Here is a 19738-nt window from a genome sequence, read left to right on the forward strand (position 1 = left end):
TGCCGGATGTCCGGTCAAGGGGATTGTGGGAGTGGGAAACAAAGGTCGCCGTTACGCACGGTATGCGCCTTTGGGGCGAAGTTTGACCCGATGTCCGCCGGGGTATCCGCCGATTCGACTTCCCAGAGTGTCTTGTTCACCCAACCGGGGGTAGATCACTAGGGTGTCACGTTGTGTCGAGCCTCGATCATCCGTCACCGCCGTCAGTCCGGTCGACCGGCGGCGCGTCATGAGCACGCTCCGTGGCTGGTTCGGGCGCCGCAAGACGATCAAGGCACGCCTGATGACGGTCGTGCTGGTGCCGAGCGTGGCCCTGTTGCTCATGGGCGCGGTCGCCAGCGGCTTCCTGCTCTTCGGCGGCCTGCACGCCCGCTCGCTGAGCAGCGGCTCCCAGGAGTCCGCGGGCCCCGCCGCGCACATGCTCGGCTCCCTCCAGGAGGAGCGCAGGCTGAGCATGCTGCTGCTGGCGCGCCCGGCCACCGGCCACACGCAGCTCGACGGCCAGCGCAAGGAGACCGACGACGCCCTGACCATGGTCGGCAGGGTGGGCACCGACGTGGTCCAGCAGTCCTCGACCACCGTCCAGGCGCGGGCCCAGCAGTTCTCCGACCTGCTCGGCCAACTGCCCACCACGCGGCAGAAGGTCAGCTCGGGCCAGGTCCAGCGCGCCGACGTGTTCGCCTACTACAACAAGCTGCTCGACACCGGCATCGGCATCTTCGAGGAGCAGGCCCGCGGCGCCTCCGGGCTCGACGTGGCGCGCGCGCAGGAGCTGGCCGCCGAGCTGTTCACCGTGGCCGAGTGGATGTCGCGGGCGAACGCGCTCGCGGCCAGCTCGCTTGCCGCCGGCGGCCTCACCGCCGACCAGTACCAGCAGTACCTGCATCTCGTCGGCGCCTACCACGTCCAGCTCGACACGATCTCGCAGGAGATCACCCCGGACGCGCAGACCAAGCTGAAGGCGATCCTCGACAGCGACGCCTGGAAGCGGGTGACCACCGTCGAGCGGGCGCTGACCGACCGGGGCGCCGCCAGCTCGGCCCCCCTGCCGGTCGCCGAGCCGGACTGGCAGTCCGCGGCCGACCAGATCGCGGTGAAGCTGTTCGACCTGGCCGGCGGGCAGGCGAACTACGCCGCGTCGCTCGGCGTGCAGGGCGGCGAACGGGTGTTGCTGCGGACCGGCATCGGCGCCGGTGTCGTGCTGCTGGTGACCGTGCTGGCGTTCCTGATCGCGACCCGGTTCTCCCGCGAGCTGGTCAGCCGCCTCGTCCGGCTCCGCAAGGAGACCCTGGAACTGGCGGACGAGCGCCTGCCGAAGATCGTGCACCGGCTGCGCGACGGCGCCGAGGTCGACCTCGACGTCGAGCTGCCGCCGCTGGACCACGGCGCCGACGAGATCGGCCAGGTGGCGCACGCTTTCAACCGGGCGCAGTACACGGCCGTCGCCGCCGCCGTCGAGGAGGCGCAGACCCGCGAGGGCGTGAACACGGTCTTCCTCGGCATCGCCCACCGCAGCCAGGTCATCGTGCACCGGCAGCTCAAGATCCTGGACAAGGCGGAGCGCGAGCAGGAGGACCCGGACCAGCTCGAACTGCTCTTCCAGCTCGACCACCTGGCGACCAGGTCCCGCCGCAACGCCGAGAACCTGATCATCCTCGGCGGCGAGAAGCCGGGCAGGCAGTGGCGCAACCCCGTGCGCCTGGTGGAGATCTCCCGCAGCGCCGTCGCCGAGACCGAGCACTACACGCGGGTGCGGACCGCGCAGATCCCGGCCGTGTCGCTGATCGGCTCGGTGGTCGCCGACGTCATCCACCTGCTCGCCGAGCTGGTGGACAACGCGACGACCTTCTCCTCGCCGCGCTCGCAGGTCGAGCTGAGCGGCGCGACCGTGGCCAAGGGCGTCGTGGTCGAGATCGAGGACCACGGCCTCGGCATGAGCGAGGAGGACCGCGAGCGGTTCAACGGGATGCTGACCAACCCGCCGGACTTCGGCGTGATGGCGCTGACCAGCGACTCCCGCCTCGGTCTTTTCGTGGTGGCGCGGCTCGCCGCGCGGCACGGGATCAATGTCGAGCTGCGCGAGTCGGCCTACGGCGGCACGCGCGCCATCGTGCTCATCCCCGGCGAGCTGATCGTCGCGGACGTCAGCCCGACCGACTCGGAGGCCACCTCGCAGCTGCCGAGGCTGCGGCGCGCGCAGGGGGACAGGCTCGAGCGCCCCAAGCCCCCGACGCAGGGCTTCTCGCTGGGCATGCCGAGCGAGCTCGGCGATTTCTGGACCGACCGGGCCAAGTCGCTCACCGACGACGAGACGCCGCAGCGCCGGCAGGACCCGCCACGGCCGCTGCCACAGCGGGTGCGCGGCGCGAACGCGCCGGACGTGCCGCCCGGCAACGGAACGCCGGCGGAGCGGCCTCCCTCGGTCCGGAGCGCGACCCCGGACCAGCCGGCCCAGGCTGGCGAGGGCGCCGCGGCCGCCACGCGGCCCGCGCTGACCCAGCGGACGCCGCTGGCCCAGCGGCTGGACCGGTCCGCGCCGCCGGATCGACGCGACCAGGACGACCAGGTCGCCCTGCGCGGCGACCTCGCGACCAGCGGCCGCACCACCAGGGACACGCGCCCGCCGCTGCCGCAGCGCAAGCGTCAGGCCAACATCGCGCCGCAACTTCTTGAGGACACCTCGCCGTCGATTGGTGACCCGAGCTCCGGCGAGACGACCTGGCGTTCCCCCGAGGACATCCGCAGCATGATGTCGGCCTTCCAACGGGGTTCCCGCCAGGGTCGTGACGCCGACGAGAACACCGACCTGTGACGACCGAAACCACAAGTGACCGAACTGAGGACGTAATGGTGAAGCCCAACACGGCGACTAATCTGAACTGGTTGCTCGATGACCTGGTTGAGCGTGTGGTTGGAGCTAATCACGCGGTGGTCCTGTCCGCCGACGGACTGCTCATCGGCGGGTCGCGGGAACTGTCCAAGGACGACGCCGAGCACCTTTCCGCGATGGCGTCGGCCTTCCAGAGCCTGGCGCGCGGCACCGGGCGGCACTTCGGCGGCGGCCGCGTCCGGCAGACCGTCGTCGAGATGGAGCACGCGTTCCTGTTCGTCACCGCGGCGGGACACGGCGCGTGCCTTGCCGTCCTCGCCGGTGAGGACGCCGACGTCGGCATGGTCGCCTACGAGATGAACCTGCTGATCAAGCGGGTCGGCAGCTACCTCAGCTCCGCGCCTAGAGTCGGTGTTGCGGGGCCGGCAGATGCGCGGCCGTGATGAGCAGCGACGACGAGTCGTGGTACGACGAGGCGGCCGGCCCGCTGGTGCGGCCGTACGCGGTCACCAGGGGACGCACCCGCCCGGCCGCGAGCCAGCTCAACATGATCACGTTGGTCGTGACGGTTCGCGCCGAGATCGACACGAGCGAGCTTGACGCGGAGTGCGTCGCGATTCTGCGGCTGTGTCAACGTCCCCTGTCCGTCGCCGAGGTCGCCGCGCAGCTCGATCTGCCGCTGGTGGTGGTCAAGGTGTTGCTGAGTGACCTGATCGAGAGCGGCTCCATCATTTTCCGGCCGCCGGTCCAGGCAACGAGAGTTCCCGACAAGAATCTACTCCAGGCGGTGCTCGATGGTGTCCGTAGAATCTGAGTCGCAGTCGGGCTCGGCTTTGCTGGCCTCGGCGGTGAAGATTCTGATCGCCGGCGGTTTCGGTGTCGGCAAGACCACCATGGTCGGCTCGGTCAGCGAGATCACTCCGCTGAGCACCGAGGAGATGCTGACCGAGGTGAGCGTCGGCGTCGACGACCTGGTCGGCATCGAGGACAAGACGACGACGACCGTCGCCCTCGACTTCGGCCGCATCACGATCAACCCCGAGCTGATCCTCTACCTGTTCGGCACGCCGGGGCAGGGCCGCTTCTGGTTCATGTGGGACGAGCTGGCTTTCGGCGCGCTCGGCGCGGTGGTCCTCGCCGACACCAGGCGGCTGGACAGCTGCTTCCCGTCGATCGACTTCTTCGAACGCCGCGAGGTCCCGTTCATCGTCGCGGTCAACTGCTTCGAGGACGCCGAGTTCTACCGGGTCGACGAGGTGCGCCAGGCGTTGGCGATCAGCCAGGACGTGCCGATCGTGCTGTGCGACGTGCGCCAGCGCGAGTCGAGCAAGCGGGTGCTGCTCTCGTTGCTGGAGTACATCATCGCGCTGGCCGCGGCGGAGGCGCAGGCGCCTGCGCCCGCCGAGGAGCCGGCGACGACCTGACCAGTCCGGCGAACGTGGCGTCGGATCGGCCTCGACGCCACGTTCGCCGCGAGTGGGTCAGGCGTAGTTGTGGAAGCCCCTGCCGCTCTTCTTGCCGAGCAGGCCGGCGTCCACCATGCGCAGCAGCAGCGGCGGCGGCGAGTACAGCGGCTCCTTGAACTCGTCGTACATCGACTCGGCGATCGCCTTGGTGGTGTCGAGGCCGATCAGGTCGGTCAGCCGCAGCGGCCCCATCGGGTGGGCGCAGCCGAGCACCATGCCGTTGTCGATGTCCTCCGGCGAGGCGAACCCGGACTCCAGCATCCGGATGGCCGACAGCAGGTAGGGCACCAGCAGCGCGTTGACGACGAAGCCAGCGCGGTCCTGCGAGCGGATGACCTGCTTGCCGAGCTTCTCCGTGACGAAGGCCTCGGCGCGGGTCTGGGTCTGCTCGCCGGTCAGCAGCGACGGCACCAGCTCGACGAGCTTGAGCACCGGCACCGGGTTGAAGAAGTGCACCCCGACGACCTGCTCGGGCCTGCTGGTCGCCATGCCCAGCTTCATGATCGGGATGGACGAGGTGTTCGACGCGAAGATGGCCTGCTGGTCGGTGACGACCTTGTCGACGGCCTTGAACACCTCGGTCTTGATCTGCTCGTTCTCGGCGACGGCCTCCACGACCAGGTTGCGGTCGTGGAAGTCGCCGAGGTCGGTGGTGAACCGCAGGCGCTCGAGCGCGCCGTCGCGGTCCTCGGCGGTCAACTTGCCACTGCGCACGCCGCGGCCGAGCGACGCGGCGATGCGGCCCTTGGCGGCCTCGGTCGCGTCCCGGTTGACCTCGGCGACCAGCACGTCCAGCCCTGCGCGGGCACACACCTCGGCGATGCCGGACCCCATCAGGCCGGAGCCGACTACCCCTACACGTTGAATCTCGGTCACCCCTCGATCCTGCCAGGTGGACGCGCGTGCGACGACCAGTGCGGTCGACGGCGAGGGACACCGTGCCCCGGATCGCGCCGCCGCGTGGGTCCAATGGGCAAGTCTGCGATCCTTTGGGCCGGGGCGGCTCACTCGAAGGGTGCGTCCCGCGTGTCGCTCGGTGGGTTGTCGGCGGCCGGAAAGCCCTTGTGCGGCATGGTGTGAGCCGTTGACACGCCGGTAGGGCTCGTGTAGCAATAGTGCCCAATGGTTCGGAGATAGACCTTTAGGTAGTCCTTCCGGAGGCGACAGAAGGGGTCCGAACATGCGGCACGAGGGCATGCTCACCGTCGAGGAACTGCGGGTGCTGGTCGACGACGGCTCGATCGACACCGTCCTGGTAGCGATGGTGGACATGCAGGGTCGACTCCAGGGCAAGCGGTGCGCCGCCCCCTACTTCCTGGCCGAGGTGCTCCCGCACGCCGCCGAGGCGTGCAACTACCTGCTCGCCGTCGACGTGGAGATGAACACGGTCGGCGGCTACGAGATGTCCTCCTGGGATCGCGGCTACGGCGACTTCGTGCTCCGGCCCGACCTGCGCACGCTGCGCCGCGTGCCGTGGCACGAGGGCACCGCGCTGGTGCTGTGCGACGTGGTCTGGGCGGACGGCGACCCGGTGCCGGTGTCGCCGCGCCAGGTGCTGCGCCGCCAGCTGGATCGGCTGGCCGAGCGCGGACTTCGCGCCTTCGTCGGCACCGAACTGGAGTTCATCGTCTTCGGCGACAGCTACGAGCGGGCCTGGCGCAACGGCTACCGGGAGCTGACGCCGGTCAACCAGTACAACGTCGACTACTCGATGCTCGGCACCGCGCGGATCGAGCCGCTGCTTCGCCGGATCCGCAACGCGATGACCGGCGCGGGCCTGGTCGTGGAGTCAGCCAAGGGCGAGTGCAACCCCGGCCAGCAGGAGATCGCGTTCCGCTACGCCGAGGCGCTGACCACCTGCGACAACCACAGCGTCTACAAGACCGGCGCCAAGGAGATCGCCGCGCAGCAGGACACCAGCCTCACCTTCATGGCCAAGTACGACGCGCGCGAGGGCAACTCCTGCCATATCCACCTGAGCCTGCGCACCGAGGACGACCGGCCAGCGTTCGCCGGCGAAGGGCCTGGCGGGTTCTCCCCGCTGTTCGGGCACTTCCTCGCCGGCCAGCTGGCCTGTCTGCGCGAGCTGACCTACTTCCTCGCGCCGAACATCAACTCCTACAAGCGTTTCGTGCCGGGCAGCTTCGCGCCGACCGCCGTGGCCTGGGGGAGCGACAACCGCACCTGCGCCCTGCGCGTGGTCGGGCACGGCGAGTCGCTGCGGTTCGAGAACCGGGTGCCCGGCGGCGACGTCAACCCCTACCTCGCGGTGGCCGCGCTGATCGCCGCCGGCCTGCACGGCGTCGACAACGAGCTGCCGCTGGAGGAACCTTTCGCCGGCAACGCCTACGCCTCGGACCGGCCGACCGTGCCGACGACGCTGCGCGAGGCGGCCGACCTGCTCGCCGGCAGCGCCGTGGCCAGGGACGCTTTCGGCCAGGACGTCGTCGACCACTACCTCAACGCCGCGCGCGTCGAGCTGACCGCGTTCGATGCGGCCGTCACCGACTGGGAGCGTTTCCGTGGCTTCGAACGGCTCTGACCGCCGGCCGGTGATCGGCGTCTCCACCTATCTCGAACCGGCCAGGTACGGCGTGTGGGACGTCGAGGCGGCCCTGCTGCACCGCAACTACGTCGACCTGGTCGCGCTGGCCGGCGGCAACCCGATTCTGCTGCCGCCGGTCGGCGACTGGCAGGACCAGAGCGTCGCGCTGCTGGACGGCCTGGTGCTGGCCGGCGGGGCCGATCTCGACCCGGCCTCCTACGGCCGGCCGGCGCACCCACGGGCCGGCGCCGCGCAGGCACACCGGGACCGGTCCGAGTTCGCGCTGCTGAGCGCCGCGCTCGCGGCCGACCTGCCGCTGCTCGGCGTCTGCCGGGGCATGCAGATCCTCAACGTGGCGCTCGGCGGCACGCTGCACCAGCACCTGCCCGACCGGCTCGACCACAGGGACCACCAGCCCGCCCCCGGCGTGTTCGGCGAGACCGGGGTGGTCCTGGACGCGGACAGCAGGCTCGGCGGGCTGCTTGGCGAGCGCGCCGCCGTGCGCTGCCACCACCACCAGGCGATCGACGCGGTGGCGCCAAGGCTGCGGGTGGTCGGCAGGGCCGCCGACGGCACCGTCGAGGCCGTCGAGCTGCCCGACGCGGACTTCGCGATCGGCGTGCAGTGGCACCCCGAACAGGACCTGACCGACGTTCGTCTGCTCACCGCCCTGGTCCGGGCGGCACACCAGCACAGCCGCGCGAAAAGGAGCGTCGTGTGACAACGTTCGAGGTGATCAACCCGGCCACCGAGGAGGTGGTGCGGACGGTCCCGCTGGCCTCGCTGGCGGAGGCCGACGCGGCGATCGCCCGCGCGCAGGCCGCGTTCCCCGCCTGGCGCGCGGTGGCCCCGGCCGACCGGGCCCGCCTGCTGCGCCGGTTCGCCGACGCCGTGGACGACCACCTCGACGAGCTGGCCGCCATCGAGGTGGTCAACTCGGGCCACACCATCGGCAACGCGCGGTGGGAGGCCGGCAACGCGCGGGACGTGCTGCACTACTACGCCGCGGCGCCGGAACGGCTGTTCGGCCGGCAGATCCCGGTGCCCGGCGGCGTGAACATCACCTTCGCCGAGCCGCTCGGCGTCGTCGGGGTGATCGTGCCGTGGAACTTCCCGATGCCGATCGCCGCGTGGGGCTTCGCGCCCGCCCTGGCCGCCGGCAACACGGTCGTGCTCAAGCCCGCGGAGCTGACCCCGCTCACCGCCCTGCGGCTGGCCGAGCTGGCGCGCGAGGCCGGCATCCCCGAGGACGTCTTCCAGGTGCTGCCAGGCAAGGGGACCGTGGTCGGCCAGCGGTTCGTCACGCATCCCGCGGTGCGCAAGGTCGTGTTCACCGGGTCCACGACCGTGGGCAAGCAGATCATGGCCGGCTGCGCCGAGCAGGTGAAGCGGCTGACGTTGGAACTGGGCGGCAAGAGCGCGAACCTCGTGTTCGCCGATGCCGATCTCGAACGCGCCGCCGCGACCGCGCCCTACGGCGTGTTCGACAACGCGGGCCAGGACTGTTGCGCCCGTTCGAGAATCCTCGTGCAGGCCTCGGTCTACGACCGGTTCATGGAGCTGCTCGAACCCGCCGTCAAGGGCGTCCGGGTGCAGGATCCATCCACTGTGGACAGTGAGATGGGGCCGCTGATCTCCTCGGCGCACCTGGCGAAGGTCACCTCCTACGTGCCGGACGACGCGCCGGTCGCGTTCCGGGGCAGCGCGCCGGACGGGCCGGGTTTCTGGTTCCCGCCAACGGTGCTCGCCCCGGTGTCGCCGACCGACCGGGCCGCCGTCGAGGAGATCTTCGGGCCGGTGGTCGTGGTGCTGCCGTTCACGGACGAGGCCGACGCCGGGCGGCTGGCCAACGACAGCGAGTACGGCCTGTCCGGCTCGATCTGGACCCGCGACGTCGGCAGGGCGCTGCGGGTGTCCCGCGCCGTGGAGGCCGGCAACCTGTCGGTGAACTCGCACTCGTCCGTGCGGTACTGGACGCCGTTCGGCGGCTTCAAGCAGTCCGGGCTCGGCCGCGAGCTTGGCCCCGACGCGCTCAACAGTTTCACCGAAACCAAGAACGTCTTCATCAGCTCGGAGGAGTGAGGTCACCATGTCGCAGCGTTTGGAAGGCCGCGTGGCCGTCGTGACCGGCGGCGGCAGCGGAATCGGGCTGGCCTCGGTCCGGCGGCTGGCCGCCGAGGGCGCGCGCGTCGTCGTCGCCGACATCGACGAGGCCAGCGGCAAGGCGGCGGCCGACGAGGTCGACGGCCTGTACGTCCGCGTCGACGTCACCGACGAGTCGGCGGTGACCGCGCTGTTCCAGACCACCGTGGACACCTACGGCTCGGTGGACATCGCGTTCAACAACGCCGGCATCTCGCCGCCGGACGACGACTCGATCCTGACCACCGGAATCGAGGCGTGGCAACGGGTTCAGCAGGTCAACCTGACCTCGGTGTACCTGTGCTGCAAGGCGGTGCTGCCGCACATGCAGCGGCAGGGCAAGGGTTCCATCATCAACACGGCGTCGTTCGTCGCGGTGCTCGGCGCGGCCACCTCGCAGATCTCCTACACCGCGTCCAAGGGCGGCGTGCTGGCGATGAGCCGCGAGCTTGGCGTGCAGTTCGCCAGGGAAGGCATCAGGGTCAACGCGCTGTGCCCCGGACCGGTGAACACCCCGCTGCTCAAGGAGCTGTTCGCCAAGGACCAGGAGCGGGCCGCGCGGCGGCTGGTGCACGTGCCGATGGGGCGGTTCGCCGAACCGGAGGAGATCGCGGCCGCGGTCGCGTTCCTGGCCAGCGACGACTCGTCCTTCATGACCGCGTCGAGCTTCCTCGTCGACGGCGGCATCTCGGGCGCCTACGTCACGCCCCAGTAAGCGCCCAGGTAAGCACGCCAGCGCAACGCCGCCGGGGAACGCCGTTGTCGCGGCCGACACACGCGCCGGGCTCGTGGTCGACCTACACTCGGTTCGTGACTAGGGAGGCTGTTGTGGCAGCTCAGCCGTGGGTCGAGGCCGATCTGGCTGCGCCGGCCACCGCCGACGAGGCGTTGTTCCGCCCGGTCCGGGCGGGCAACGCCTTCGAGGAGACCGTGGAGCGGCTGCTCCAGGCCGTGCGGCTGGGTGTCGTGGCGCCGGGCGAGCGGCTGCCGGCCGAACGGGAGCTTGCCGCGCGGCTCAGCGTCAGCCGGGTGACCCTGCGGGAGGCGATCCGCGCGCTGCAACAGGCCGGCTACGTCGAGTCCCGGCGGGGACGCTACGGCGGCACCTTCGTCAACCAGACGTTGCCGAGCGGCGCGGGCGCGGCGATGCGGCAGCCGCCCGCCGACCCGGTCGGCGACCTCGGCGACGCGCTGACCCTGCGGCACGTGTTGGAGACGGGCGCCGCGGCGACCGCCGCCGCCCGGCCGCTCGGACCGGGGGAGCGGCGGCACCTGCGCAGCAGGCTGGCCGAGACGGCCGCGGCCGGGCTCGCGGAGTACCGCCGCAAGGACTCGCGGCTGCACCTGGCCATCGCGGAGGTGACGGCCTCGGCGTCGCTGACCGCCGCCGTCGCCGACGCGCGGATGCGGGTCAACGAGCTGCTCGACGCGATCCCGTTGCTCGAACCGAATCTGGTGCACTCCAACGAACAGCACGAGTTGATCGTGGCGAGCATTCTGGACGGCGACCCGGCCGCCGCCCGCCAGGCCATGGCCGAACACCTCGACGGCACCGCGTCGCTGCTGCGCGGCTTCCTCTCGTGAGCGGACCGTGCCGGTCCGCAGGCTCGAACGCACGTCACCTCATGCGCTCAAAGCTTCCCGGGTACTCCAGGGACTGGCCCAGGTGGACGTTCGTCGGTGCGGAGTCCCGATGGCAGGACTCGGGCCGGTCAGAACGCTGCGGGAGGCAAACCACCGAACGCGGGCGATGTTCTGACCGGCCCAGTGGTCAGGGGCGTGGCTCGATGGTCTCGACCAACGGTCCTGCGGTTGCGGCGTCGGTGCAGTCGGAGGACTTGGGACCGACAGGAGGAGTTGCGCCGAACACGGCGGCGCTCACGTCGCACACGTTGGCGTTGACGTGCTGGGCCGCGTTCTCGGCAGCGCCCTGACCCGCGCCCTCACCGAGGCGGTTCGCCTCGATCGGAATCATGATCGGGCCGGTGAGTGAGGCGGCGCCCTGGCCGGCGCCGTTGCCGGTGTCGCTGAGCGGAGTGCCTTGGGCGGCGGGCGAGGCCAACAGCGCTGCGGCAACCGACGCACCAAGCATGGTCAAGGTGGACAGAACACGCATGAGGTGAAGAACTTCCTTCGCACAGAGGGGATGCGACCGGTACTCCGGCCCCGACCATCATCTGCGTCCTCGACCGGCCGTGTCGACCCTCGGTGGTGTGAAAGATGATCTCGAAAGTATGGGACTGGGCCGCGCTCACGAGTGTGTTGCTGCCGCGTCTCGTCGCCAGCGAGCCGGTGGCTTGCCGTAGCGATGCTTGAACGCACGGTTGAATGCGGCCTCCGACGTGTATCCGACGTTCTCCCCGATGACCGTGATCGGCAGGGAGGTGTCGCGGAGCAGGTCGGCGGCGGCGTCGAGGCGTACGTGCGCGAGGTAGGTGGCTGGTGGCTTGCCGACCCGCGCGACGAACCTGGCGGCGAACGCCGACCGGGACATACGGCACGCTCGAGCCAGCTCCTCGACCGTCCAGTCGTGGCCGGGGTCTCGATGAACCGCACTCAGGGCCGGACCGATCTCCGGGTCGAGCGCGCCGGCGAGCCAGTTCGGCTCGGCGGCGTCGTCGGCGGCCCAGGCGCGCAGAATCTGAATGAAGAGCAGATCGAGGATCCGGGCGATCATCACCGCCGACCCCTGGGAGGGCGACTGCATCTCGGCGAGGAGCATCCTGCGCGCCACCTCGAGCCCCTCAAGCGCCGGGCCACCGGCGCCGCGCAGGGTGATCACGGGCGGGAGGCTCGCGAGCAGGTGGCTCGCCTGCGGGTCGCCGATCGTGAAGGTTCCACTGAGCCAGCGCGCCGGCTGGGGTGCGGGCGCGCCGACTCGCTCGCCCACGTCGCTGATGTGGTGCGGATCGCCGCGCGGCAACAGGATGACATCGCCGCGAGTCGCGCGCTCGACCTGCGGGACGCCGTCCATCCGAAGCTCGACCTCGCCCTCGTCGACGATGTGCAGGGCGCCGGCACCGGAGAAGCCGACCGAGAATGTCCACAGTGGACCGTATGTGGCGATCCGTTCGCCTCTCAGTCGGACGCTCCGCAGCAGCTCCGAGAGCAGGTCGACTGGCGACGCTGGACGATCGGCAAAATCTTCCGGCGGAACGATCATGGTGGCCTCCCGTTCCTCCGCCTATGGTCGATCACGGCGAATGAATCGTAGGGGCTCTGACCCCCGCTGGACGCGCGGTGTGCCATGTCTTGTGCTGAGGTGGCCGCGTCCGTTCATTTGCCTCAGCGACGAACGACAACCAGGAGATCATCCGTGACTGAGCAGGGCCAGCCAACCAAGATCACTTTCGTCTACTCCAACCCCACTGACCCGGACGCCTTCGAGGCGGCCTACCCCGACCAACTCGCGCTGGCGCGGAAGCTCCCCGGTCTGACTCGGCTCCAGACGGCGAAGGTCTGGCCAAAGGAGGACGGCAGCCCGACACCGGCATACCGACTGCTGGACCTGTACTTCGCCGACTACGCGGCGGCCAGCGCCGCCGCCGCGGAGGCGGGTCCCCTTGTCGGCGCCACGATCGAACACGCCACCGGAGGCGTGGCGATCGCGTTCGCCGAGGTCCTCGAAGACGTCTGATTCCGAGGATCTCACCGACAGACAAGCGCCGACCTGCGGAAGCCGCAGGTCGGCGCACTGTCCACTCGGGATGGTCGGCTCAGCCGTGCTGCGGGCCGTTGTCCCAGCCGCGCTGCTGGCCGGGCTGGCCGGGCATCGGGCCGTTCTGGCCCGGCGGCAGCTGACCGCGGTGGTTGCCGCGCATCTGGTAGTGGAAGCCGGGCCGGCCCTCGTTGTCGTGGTGCGCCACCACACCGATCACCCCGCCGCCGATGATGGCGCCGACCAGCGCGGCTCCGACGAGGTGGGTCGTCCTGTGCCGGAAGAAGCGCCGCGTGCGTCCCGGCGGCGGGGCCGGGACGTAACCGGCCGGCACGTAGCCGGGCGGCACAGCACCGGGTGGGGTCGGTTGCGGTGGCGGGGCTGCGGCCGCGTGCGCCGTCTCGGTGACGGGCTCGCCGATCGGCTGCGCGGCCGCGGGCTGCGCGGCCGGTTCGGCGACGGGTTCCGTTGCGGGAACTGTGCTTGGCTCCCCGGCCGGCACAGTCGGCTGGGCGGCGGGCGCCGTTGGCTGGGCGGCCGCCTGCTCCGGCTGGCTCTGCCCGGCGGGTCCGGTGTTCTCTTGGTCGGGCATCGGGTACTCCTGGATCGTGTCGCTGGACCGGAGAGCTGCCGGTCGCTACTTCAGCGTGCGCTTCTAAGCTGTGTGGAGCCTGTGCGCACGCTGGGAAGTGCGTCGGGCGATGGTAACGGTGGTTCTCAGGATGCGCGACAACGAGGCTGCCTTTCTCTTTGCCAGCGGGCTTGGTGCGGGTGATGACTCCCGTGGTTCTCAGGATGCGCGCGACAACGAGGCCGCCCCCCGGTCGGGAGACGGCCTCGGTCGGTTCGGCGGCGTCAGGCGCGGCGGCGGCGCTGCTCCACCGGGTCGGCGACGGGCGCGGCGAACAGCAGCCTGCGCGTGTACGGGTGCAGCGGCCGCGCGAGCACCTCGGCCGTCAGGCCCTGTTCGACGACGTGACCCCGGTGCATCACCGCGACGCGGTCGGCCAGCTGCTCGATCACCGCGAGGTCGTGGCTGATGAACAGGCAGGCGAACCGCAGTTCCGTCTGAAGCGTCCGGAACAGGTCAAGGACGCGGGCCTGCACCGAGACGTCCAGCGCGCTGGTCGGCTCGTCGGCGATGAGCAGCGCCGGGTCGAGCGCGAGCGCCCGTGCCATGCCGACCCGCTGCCGCTGGCCGCCGGACAGCTCGTGCGGATACCGGTCGCGCAGGCTCGCGGACAGCTGCACCGCCTCGAGCAGCTCGTCCACCCGCCGGTCGAGTTCGGCGCCGCGCAGCGTGCTGTGCAACCGGAACGGCTCGGCGACGCTGCCCGCGATCGTGGCGCGCGGATTCAGCGAGGACGCCGGATCCTGGAACACCACGCCGATCCGGCCGAGCGCGCTCCGGCGTTTCCTGCCGCGCAACGTGGTCAGGTCGACGCCCTGCACGGTCAGCCCGCCGCCGGAGGTCGGCACCAGGCCGGTGATCGCCGAGGCGATGGTGCTCTTGCCGGAGCCGGACTCGCCGACCAGCCCGAGCACCTCGCCGGGCTCGATGTGCAGGCTCACGCCGTCGACCGCCCGCACCGAGTGCGACCGGAACCGTCCCCGGTAGGTCACCGACAGGTCGGTCAGCCGAAGCGTCGGCTCGGCGCCCGCGCTGTCCGGCACGGACCGGGTCGCCGGGTGCGCGGTGACCGCGACCTGGTCGCCCCTGGTGACGACCTCGTCCTCGATCTCCTGTGCGGCAAGGGATTCGCCGACCAGCGGGGCGCTGAGCGAGATGACCGAGCCGAGCAGTTGCTTGGTGTACTCCTCGCGCGGCGCGGCGAAGATGCTCAGCACGTCGCCGTGTTCGACGACCCTGCCGTCGTGCATGACCACGACGCGGTCGGCGATGTCCGCGACCACGCCCATGTCGTGCGTGATCAACAGGATCGCCGCGTTCAGCCTGCTCCGCAGGTCCCGCAGCAGTTCGAGGATCTCGGCCTGCACGGTGACGTCCAGCGCGGTGGTCGGCTCGTCCGCGATCAGCAGCGCGGGCTCGTTGGCCACCGCCATGGCGATCACCACGCGCTGAAGCTGGCCGCCGGACAGCTCGTGCGGGTAGGACCGCAACAGCCGCTCCGGTTCGGGAAGCCGGACCAGGCCGAGCAGCTCGATCGCGCGCCGCCGTGCCTGCGCCGCCGCGCGAGGGCGGTGCGCCTGCACGGCCTCGACGAGCTGGTCGCCGATGGAGAACACGGGGTTCAGCGCGCTCATCGGCTCCTGGAAGACCATGCCGACGTCGTTGCCGCGCACCCCGCGCAGCTGCTGGGAGGACAGACTCAGCAGGTCGGTGCCGTCCAGCACGGCCCGGCCGGACACCGTCGCGTTGCCGGGCAGCAGGCCGAGCAGCGACATCGCGGTGACGGTCTTGCCAGAGCCGGACTCGCCGACCACGGCAAGCACCTCCCCGGCCGTCAGGGAGTAGCTGACCTCCCTGACGGCCGGTCGCCGGACGCCCTCGGTGCGGAACTCGACCGAGACGTTCTCGACGGACAGGAGTGGCTGACTCACTTGTTGACGCCGAGAACCAGGTAGTTCGGGTAGGACGGGAAGTCGGCGATGGAGAAGCCCGTCACCTTGGACCCGTGCAGGAACGAGTTGCGGGTGTAGATCAGCGGCACGACGGGGGAGTCCTGCATGATCTTCTTGTCCGCCTGCGCCCAGATCTTGCCGGCCTCGGTCGGGTCCACGGTGCTCTCGGCCTTCTCGATCAGGCTGTCGACGTCCGGGTTGCTGTAGCGGGAGATGTTGTACCCGCCGTTGCCGATCTCCGTGGTCCCGAACAGCGGCTGGATGTTGCCGTTGGCGCTGGGAAAGTCGGGCTGCCACGAGCCGAGCACCAGGTCGTACTTGGCGTCGTTGCCGGTGACCTCGGAGTCGTAGGTGTCGCTGTCCAGCGTGCGGATGTTCACCTTGATGCCGGCCTTGGCCAGCGACGCCTGGAGGGCCTGCGCTTTGTCCGGCCCGCTGTTGGTCTTGCCGACGACGAAGTCGAGGTTGTCGATGCCGTTGGGGAAGCCCGCGTCGGCGAGCAGCTGCTTGGCCTTGTCCGGGTCGCCGGTCGGCTTGGTCTGGTACTGGTCGTACTGCTCTCGGCCCGTGATGCCGGGCGTGATCAGGGTCGTCGCGACCTCACCGGCGAGCTGGGCGCTGCCGGCACTGGCGACCTGGAACGCGCTCTTGTCCACGGCGTACTGGAAGGCCTGGCGCACCTTGACGTTCGCCAGCGGGCCCTTCTTGGTGTTCAGCGCGAGGTAGGCGAGCGCGCCGGACTTCGACGTCACCAGCCGCTGCTTGGCCGATGAGTCGCTCTGTAGCTGCGCGAGCTGGGCCGGGGACACGAACGAGGCGCCGAACGCGGACTGGTCGGCGCCGGAGTCGGCGACCAGGCGCTGCGAGACCGTGGTGGTGTCCTGGCTGAGCTGGAAGTCGACCTCGTCGGGCAGTCCCTTTCGGACCTCGTCGGTCTTCTTGTCCCAGTTGGGGTTGCGGGTCAGCCTGACCTTGACGCCCTTCTGGTACTCGGCGACCTGGTAGGGGCCGGACGCGACGGGGTGCTCGCCGTAGGTCGGCTCGGCGCCCTTGCCCTTGGGCACCGGGGCGAACGCGGGGGTGCTGGCCAGCCACGTCCAGTCGCCGTAGGAGCGCACCAGGTGGAAGACGATGGTCTTGGTGTCCGGTGTCTCGATGGAGTCGAGTTCCTTGCCGTCGAACGGCCCCTTGTAGTCGGCGCCGCCGACCAGCAGCGGCTTGTGGTAGCTCAACCCGCTGGAGAACGCCGCCGCGTAGGAGCGCTCGACGCCCCACTTGATGTCGGCGGTGACGATCGGCGTGCCGTCGCTGTACTTCAGGCCGTCCTTGAGCGTGAAGGTCCACGTCTTGCCGTCGTCGGTGGCCTTGCCCGTGTCGGTCGCGAGGTCGGGTACCACCTTGGCTGCCTGGCCCTCGGCGATATGCCACGACGTCAGCCTGCGATGCACCAGCGCGAGCGAGGTGATGGCCAGCCCGGAGCTCTTGGCCGGGTCGAACGGGTTCGACGCGCTGTCGGTGAGGATGTTCAGCGTGCCGCCGGGCGCGGCGTCGGACTGCGACGCGCCGCTCGGCGTCTGCTCGTTCGCGCCGCACGCGCTCAGCGCGGCCACCCCCACGACCGCGGTCACGGCGGTGGCGATTCTGCGGACATGCCGGCTGCTGGGACGGGCACCCGCCAGGGGACCGGAGGAAACGGCGCGCATTGGTTCTCTCTTTCGGTTTCGAACGTGCGGATCAGGTGAGCCGGGCTCGCGGGTCGAGCACGCCGTAGCAGAGGTCGACAACGGCGTTGGCCAGGACGATGAGGAACGCGGCGAACAGCGTGGTGCCCAACAACAACGGCAGGTCGTGCTGGCCGACCGCGTCGATGATCAACCGCCCGATGCCGGGCATGCCGAACACGCGCTCGGTGATCACGATGCCGCCGAGCAGCGAGCCGAGGTCCATGCCGAAGATGGTGGCCACCGGCAGCAGCACGTTGCGGAGCGCGTGCTTGCCGATCACCTTCCGCTCGGTCAGGCCCTTGGCGCGGGCGGTGCGGATGTAGTCCTCGTTGAGGACGTCGAGCATCTGGCTCCTGGTGAGCCTGATGTAGACGGCGGCGTGCAGGAAGGCCAGCACCAGCCACGGCAGGACCAGGTGCCACGCCCAGCCGACCGGGCTCTGCGTGAGCGGCACGTACCCGCCGACCGGCACCATGTCGAGGGTGAAGCCGAACACGAGGATGCCGAGCAGGCCGATGAGGTAGGCGGGCGCGGACACGCCGAACACCGAGCCGATCATCATGAACCGGTCGAAGAACGTGCCGCGCCGCAACGCGGTCAGCACGCCGCCGGAGATGCCGACGACAAGCCAGATCACCGCGGCGCCGATCGCGATCGAGAAGGTGACCGGCAGCCGTTGGCCGATCAGGTCGACGACGGTCGCGTTCTGCTGGAAGGAGTAGCCGAAACACGGTGCGGGACAGTGGATCGCGGTCGGCCCAGAGCCCCAGGTGCGTCCCGTGACGATGCCGGTGAGGAAGTGCAGGAACTGCCGCCACCACGGCTCGTCGAAGCCCATGAACTGCCGCGCGGCCGTCAGGTTCTCCGGGGTGCACGGGCGCCCGCAGGAAAGCTGGGCTGGGTCCGACGGCACGAGGTAGAACACCACGTACGTGCAGAACGCGACGATGAGCAGCACCACCAGCATGCCGGCGAGCCGGATGCCGACGAACCGAAGCGCGCGCGTCACCTGCGCACCTCCGTTCGCGGGTCCAGCGCGTCGCGCAGTCCGTCGCCGAACACGTTGAACCCCCAGGTGGCCAGGAACAGCGCGAGACCGGGGAAGATCAGCAGCATCGGGTCGGTTCGCACCCAGTCGATCGCTCCGCTGATGGACCTGCCCCAGCTCGGGGTCGGCGGGGGCATGCCGACGCCGAGGAAGGACAGCGCGGCCTCCAGCCCGATCTTGCCGGGAATCGACAGGGTCGCCACGATGATGATCGGCGCCCACAGGTTCGGCAGCAGCTCCACTCGGAACACGTGCCACGGCCCTGCGCCGAGCGCCCGCGCGGCCGAGACGAAGTTGCGCTTCTTCAACGTCAACGTCTGCGAGCGCACGATGCGCGCGATCGACGGCCAGCCGAAGAAGCCGATGACCACGACGAGCAGCAGCGGACGCGGCACGCTCGCCGGGACCACCGCGCCGAGCGCGATCATGAAGACCAGGTAGGGAAAGCCGAGGAAGACGTCGGCGGTCCACACCACCGCGCGGTCGTACCAGCCGCCGAGGTAACCGGCGCTCGCGCCGAGCAGCACGCCGAGCACCACCGACACGAGCGTCGCCGCGAGTCCGATCAGGAACGAGGTCCGCGCGCCGAACGCGACGATGGCGAACACGTCCCGTCCGGTCAGCGGTTCCACCCCGAACCAGTGCGCGCCGCTGACGCCGCCGAGCGTGCCGGCCGGGCGGCCGGTCGCGTGGTCGAGCGCCTCGTTGTGGTAGGTGAAGGGGTCCTGCCCCTCGATGGCGGTCAACAGGTTCGCTGCTGCGGCAACGACACCGAGCAGGACGATTGCGACAACCCCGCCGAGCGCCCACCGGTCGGTGCGCAGCATGCGCAGGATGGCCGAGGGAACCGAGCGCGCCGGTGACACGGTGGGACTCAGGGCCTGTGCTGGTGGATCGGACACGGTCACCTAACTGGGAACGGGGCTCGCTGGTGCGCGCACCCTGGGAGCATTGTTGCTTCGCCGATCACTATCCCGAACCAGCTCTCAGTATGTGAACATCCACTGTTGACGCAGTGGTTCGGGCGTCCGGTCGGGCGGTTGATTGGTTGGTCAGCTCAACACGACACGGCCGTGTCGGCCGTTCAGCACTGCGGTGAGGCCTGATCGGTTGCCTGTCAACAGGTCCATCCGCACGCCGAGCGCGGCCAACTTGGCGCGCACGGGTTCCGGCTCGGGATGCGTCGCGGCGAGCGACACCAGCGGCACCAACGGGAGATCCCGGCTGGCGGGATGGGTCGTGCCGCCCCAGTCGATGAGGAACGGGACGATCCCGGCGTCCTCGTGCGGGGTCAGCCGCCACTCCAGCAGCTCGCCGTTCGGTGTCCTGCGCGACAACGGTTTCGCGTCGCCGGGGTCGTAGCCGTCGGCCCGCGCGGCCGCGATCCGGTCGTCCAGGTCGGCGGCGCGCACGGCCCAGGTGACCAGCCTCGGCGCGGACAGCCCGTCGATGCCGAACGGGCGCGGGAGGTCCTGGCGCGCGGCGGATTCCGGGTCGGGACCGATCAGTTCGAGGTAGGCGTTCTCGCCGAGCTTGACGAGGTGGTTCGCCGTACCCCGGCCGACGTGTCGGCCGCCGGGTGTCGGCGCGACGCCGGTCAGCCGTTCGAACTCGGCGACGAGCGCGGCGAGGTCGGGGCCGGCGAACACGAGATGGTCGAGGTCCTGCGTCACGGGTGCTCCTGGTCCATACCGCGCCGACGGGGTGCGCCGACGGCGGTGCGCGCGCGGGAGTCCCCTGTG

General features: G+C 70.4%; 19 protein-coding genes. 10 read left to right on the top strand and 9 right to left on the bottom strand.

The genetic code is table 11. The annotated features are described in order from the left end of the window. Positions 1-229: 229 nt before the first annotated feature. Genes F0L68_RS26970 through F0L68_RS26985 form a run of 4 tightly spaced genes read left to right on the top strand, consistent with a single transcriptional unit; the run spans position 230 to position 4254 of the window. Complete coding sequence (locus F0L68_RS26970) at positions 230-2812, top strand: sensor histidine kinase (RefSeq protein WP_149852621.1); 2583 nt, start codon at positions 230-232, stop codon at positions 2810-2812. 35 nt (positions 2813-2847) lie between these two features. Continuing rightward, the gene (locus tag F0L68_RS26975) at positions 2848-3273 is read left to right on the top strand and encodes a roadblock/LC7 domain-containing protein (protein WP_149852622.1); all 426 of its coding nucleotides are present in this window, start codon (positions 2848-2850) and stop codon (positions 3271-3273) included. Next, the gene (locus tag F0L68_RS26980; protein WP_149852623.1) at positions 3273-3644 is read left to right on the top strand and encodes a DUF742 domain-containing protein; all 372 of its coding nucleotides are present in this window, start codon (positions 3273-3275) and stop codon (positions 3642-3644) included. Before F0L68_RS26975 ends, F0L68_RS26980 begins: the two co-directional genes overlap by 1 nt. Beyond that, the gene (locus tag F0L68_RS26985; protein WP_149852624.1) at positions 3625-4254 is read left to right on the top strand and encodes a GTP-binding protein; all 630 of its coding nucleotides are present in this window, start codon (positions 3625-3627) and stop codon (positions 4252-4254) included. The genes F0L68_RS26980 and F0L68_RS26985 overlap by 20 nt, the downstream gene beginning before the upstream one ends. 57 nt (positions 4255-4311) lie before the next feature. Here the strand turns inward: F0L68_RS26985 and F0L68_RS26990 are convergent, their stop codons facing one another. Then, complete coding sequence (locus F0L68_RS26990; RefSeq protein WP_149852625.1) at positions 4312-5172, bottom strand: 3-hydroxybutyryl-CoA dehydrogenase; 861 nt, start codon at positions 5170-5172, stop codon at positions 4312-4314. A gap of 319 nt (positions 5173-5491) precedes the next feature. Between F0L68_RS26990 and F0L68_RS26995 the strand changes: the two genes are divergently transcribed. The 5 genes from F0L68_RS26995 to F0L68_RS27015 all read left to right on the top strand — a co-directional run bounded on the left by F0L68_RS26995 (position 5492) and on the right by F0L68_RS27015 (position 10567). Then, entirely contained in the window at positions 5492-6838 is a 1347-nt protein-coding gene (locus tag F0L68_RS26995; RefSeq protein WP_149852675.1) for a glutamine synthetase family protein, read from the top strand. After that, a complete protein-coding gene (locus F0L68_RS27000) occupies positions 6819-7562 on the top strand; it encodes a gamma-glutamyl-gamma-aminobutyrate hydrolase family protein (RefSeq protein WP_149852626.1) in 744 nt (247 codons plus the stop codon). The genes F0L68_RS26995 and F0L68_RS27000 overlap by 20 nt, the downstream gene beginning before the upstream one ends. Then, complete coding sequence (locus tag F0L68_RS27005) at positions 7559-8923, top strand: aldehyde dehydrogenase family protein (protein WP_149852627.1); 1365 nt, start codon at positions 7559-7561, stop codon at positions 8921-8923. Before F0L68_RS27000 ends, F0L68_RS27005 begins: the two co-directional genes overlap by 4 nt. Positions 8924-8930: 7 nt before the next feature. After that, complete coding sequence (locus tag F0L68_RS27010; RefSeq protein ID WP_149852628.1) at positions 8931-9698, top strand: 3-oxoacyl-ACP reductase; 768 nt, start codon at positions 8931-8933, stop codon at positions 9696-9698. Positions 9699-9811: 113 nt separating this feature from the next. Next, positions 9812-10567 carry a FadR/GntR family transcriptional regulator gene (locus tag F0L68_RS27015; protein WP_223199163.1) on the top strand — a complete coding sequence of 252 codons (756 nt, stop codon included), beginning with the start codon at positions 9812-9814 and terminating at the stop codon, positions 10565-10567. Between the two features lie 187 nt (positions 10568-10754). Here F0L68_RS27015 and F0L68_RS27020 read toward each other — a convergent pair whose 3' ends face one another. Together F0L68_RS27020 and F0L68_RS27025 are read right to left on the bottom strand one after the other, a co-directional pair. Next, entirely contained in the window at positions 10755-11081 is a 327-nt protein-coding gene (locus tag F0L68_RS27020; protein ID WP_188316856.1) for a hypothetical protein, read from the bottom strand. A gap of 153 nt (positions 11082-11234) precedes the next feature. After that, the gene (locus tag F0L68_RS27025) at positions 11235-12146 is read right to left on the bottom strand and encodes an AraC family transcriptional regulator (protein WP_149852630.1); all 912 of its coding nucleotides are present in this window, start codon (positions 12144-12146) and stop codon (positions 11235-11237) included. Between the two features lie 153 nt (positions 12147-12299). Between F0L68_RS27025 and F0L68_RS27030 the strand changes: the two genes are divergently transcribed. Beyond that, positions 12300-12620 (top strand): EthD family reductase, encoded by a 321-nt coding sequence (locus F0L68_RS27030; protein WP_223199164.1) that lies wholly within the window; start codon positions 12300-12302, stop codon positions 12618-12620. 79 nt (positions 12621-12699) lie between these two features. On the opposite strand, the gene F0L68_RS27035 is transcribed toward F0L68_RS27030, so the two are convergent. The 6 genes from F0L68_RS27035 to F0L68_RS27060 all read right to left on the bottom strand — a co-directional run bounded on the left by F0L68_RS27035 (position 12700) and on the right by F0L68_RS27060 (position 19669). Then, positions 12700-13233: a hypothetical protein gene (locus tag F0L68_RS27035; protein ID WP_149852632.1), complete on the bottom strand. Its 534-nt coding sequence runs from the start codon at positions 13231-13233 to the stop codon at positions 12700-12702. A gap of 263 nt (positions 13234-13496) precedes the next feature. Further along, positions 13497-15203, bottom strand: a complete 1707-nt coding sequence (locus tag F0L68_RS27040; RefSeq protein WP_149852633.1) for a dipeptide ABC transporter ATP-binding protein — start codon at positions 15201-15203, stop codon at positions 13497-13499. After that, positions 15200-16852, bottom strand: a complete 1653-nt coding sequence (locus tag F0L68_RS27045) for an ABC transporter substrate-binding protein (RefSeq protein WP_497857278.1) — start codon at positions 16850-16852, stop codon at positions 15200-15202. The genes F0L68_RS27040 and F0L68_RS27045 overlap by 4 nt, the downstream gene beginning before the upstream one ends. A gap of 106 nt (positions 16853-16958) precedes the next feature. Beyond that, entirely contained in the window at positions 16959-17957 is a 999-nt protein-coding gene (locus tag F0L68_RS27050) for an ABC transporter permease (RefSeq protein WP_223199165.1), read from the bottom strand. Beyond that, complete coding sequence (locus tag F0L68_RS27055; protein ID WP_149852678.1) at positions 17954-18823, bottom strand: ABC transporter permease; 870 nt, start codon at positions 18821-18823, stop codon at positions 17954-17956. Before F0L68_RS27055 ends, F0L68_RS27050 begins: the two co-directional genes overlap by 4 nt. 225 nt (positions 18824-19048) lie before the next feature. Beyond that, positions 19049-19669 (bottom strand): VOC family protein, encoded by a 621-nt coding sequence (locus tag F0L68_RS27060; RefSeq protein WP_149852635.1) that lies wholly within the window; start codon positions 19667-19669, stop codon positions 19049-19051. Positions 19670-19738 lie beyond the last annotated feature (69 nt).

The sequence above is a fragment of the Solihabitans fulvus genome (assembly GCF_008386585.1).
In the GTDB taxonomy this organism is placed as follows: domain Bacteria; phylum Actinomycetota; class Actinomycetes; order Mycobacteriales; family Pseudonocardiaceae; genus Solihabitans; species Solihabitans fulvus.

Excerpts from the sequence above, each read along its gene's own strand:
- F0L68_RS26970 (WP_149852621.1), top strand. The coding sequence starts at position 230 with ATGAGCACGCTCCGTGGCTGGTTCGGGCGCCGCAAGACGATCAAGGCA.
- F0L68_RS26975 (WP_149852622.1), top strand. The coding sequence starts at position 2,848 with ATGGTGAAGCCCAACACGGCGACTAATCTGAACTGGTTGCTCGATGAC.
- F0L68_RS26980 (WP_149852623.1), top strand. The coding sequence starts at position 3,273 with ATGAGCAGCGACGACGAGTCGTGGTACGACGAGGCGGCCGGCCCGCTG.
- F0L68_RS26985 (WP_149852624.1), top strand. The coding sequence starts at position 3,625 with ATGGTGTCCGTAGAATCTGAGTCGCAGTCGGGCTCGGCTTTGCTGGCC.
- F0L68_RS26995 (WP_149852675.1), top strand. The coding sequence starts at position 5,492 with ATGCTCACCGTCGAGGAACTGCGGGTGCTGGTCGACGACGGCTCGATC.
- F0L68_RS27010 (WP_149852628.1), top strand. The coding sequence starts at position 8,931 with ATGTCGCAGCGTTTGGAAGGCCGCGTGGCCGTCGTGACCGGCGGCGGC.
- F0L68_RS27025 (WP_149852630.1), bottom strand. The coding sequence starts at position 12,146 with ATGATCGTTCCGCCGGAAGATTTTGCCGATCGTCCAGCGTCGCCAGTC.
- F0L68_RS27035 (WP_149852632.1), bottom strand. The coding sequence starts at position 13,233 with ATGCCCGACCAAGAGAACACCGGACCCGCCGGGCAGAGCCAGCCGGAG.
- F0L68_RS27055 (WP_149852678.1), bottom strand. The coding sequence starts at position 18,823 with ATGCTGCGCACCGACCGGTGGGCGCTCGGCGGGGTTGTCGCAATCGTC.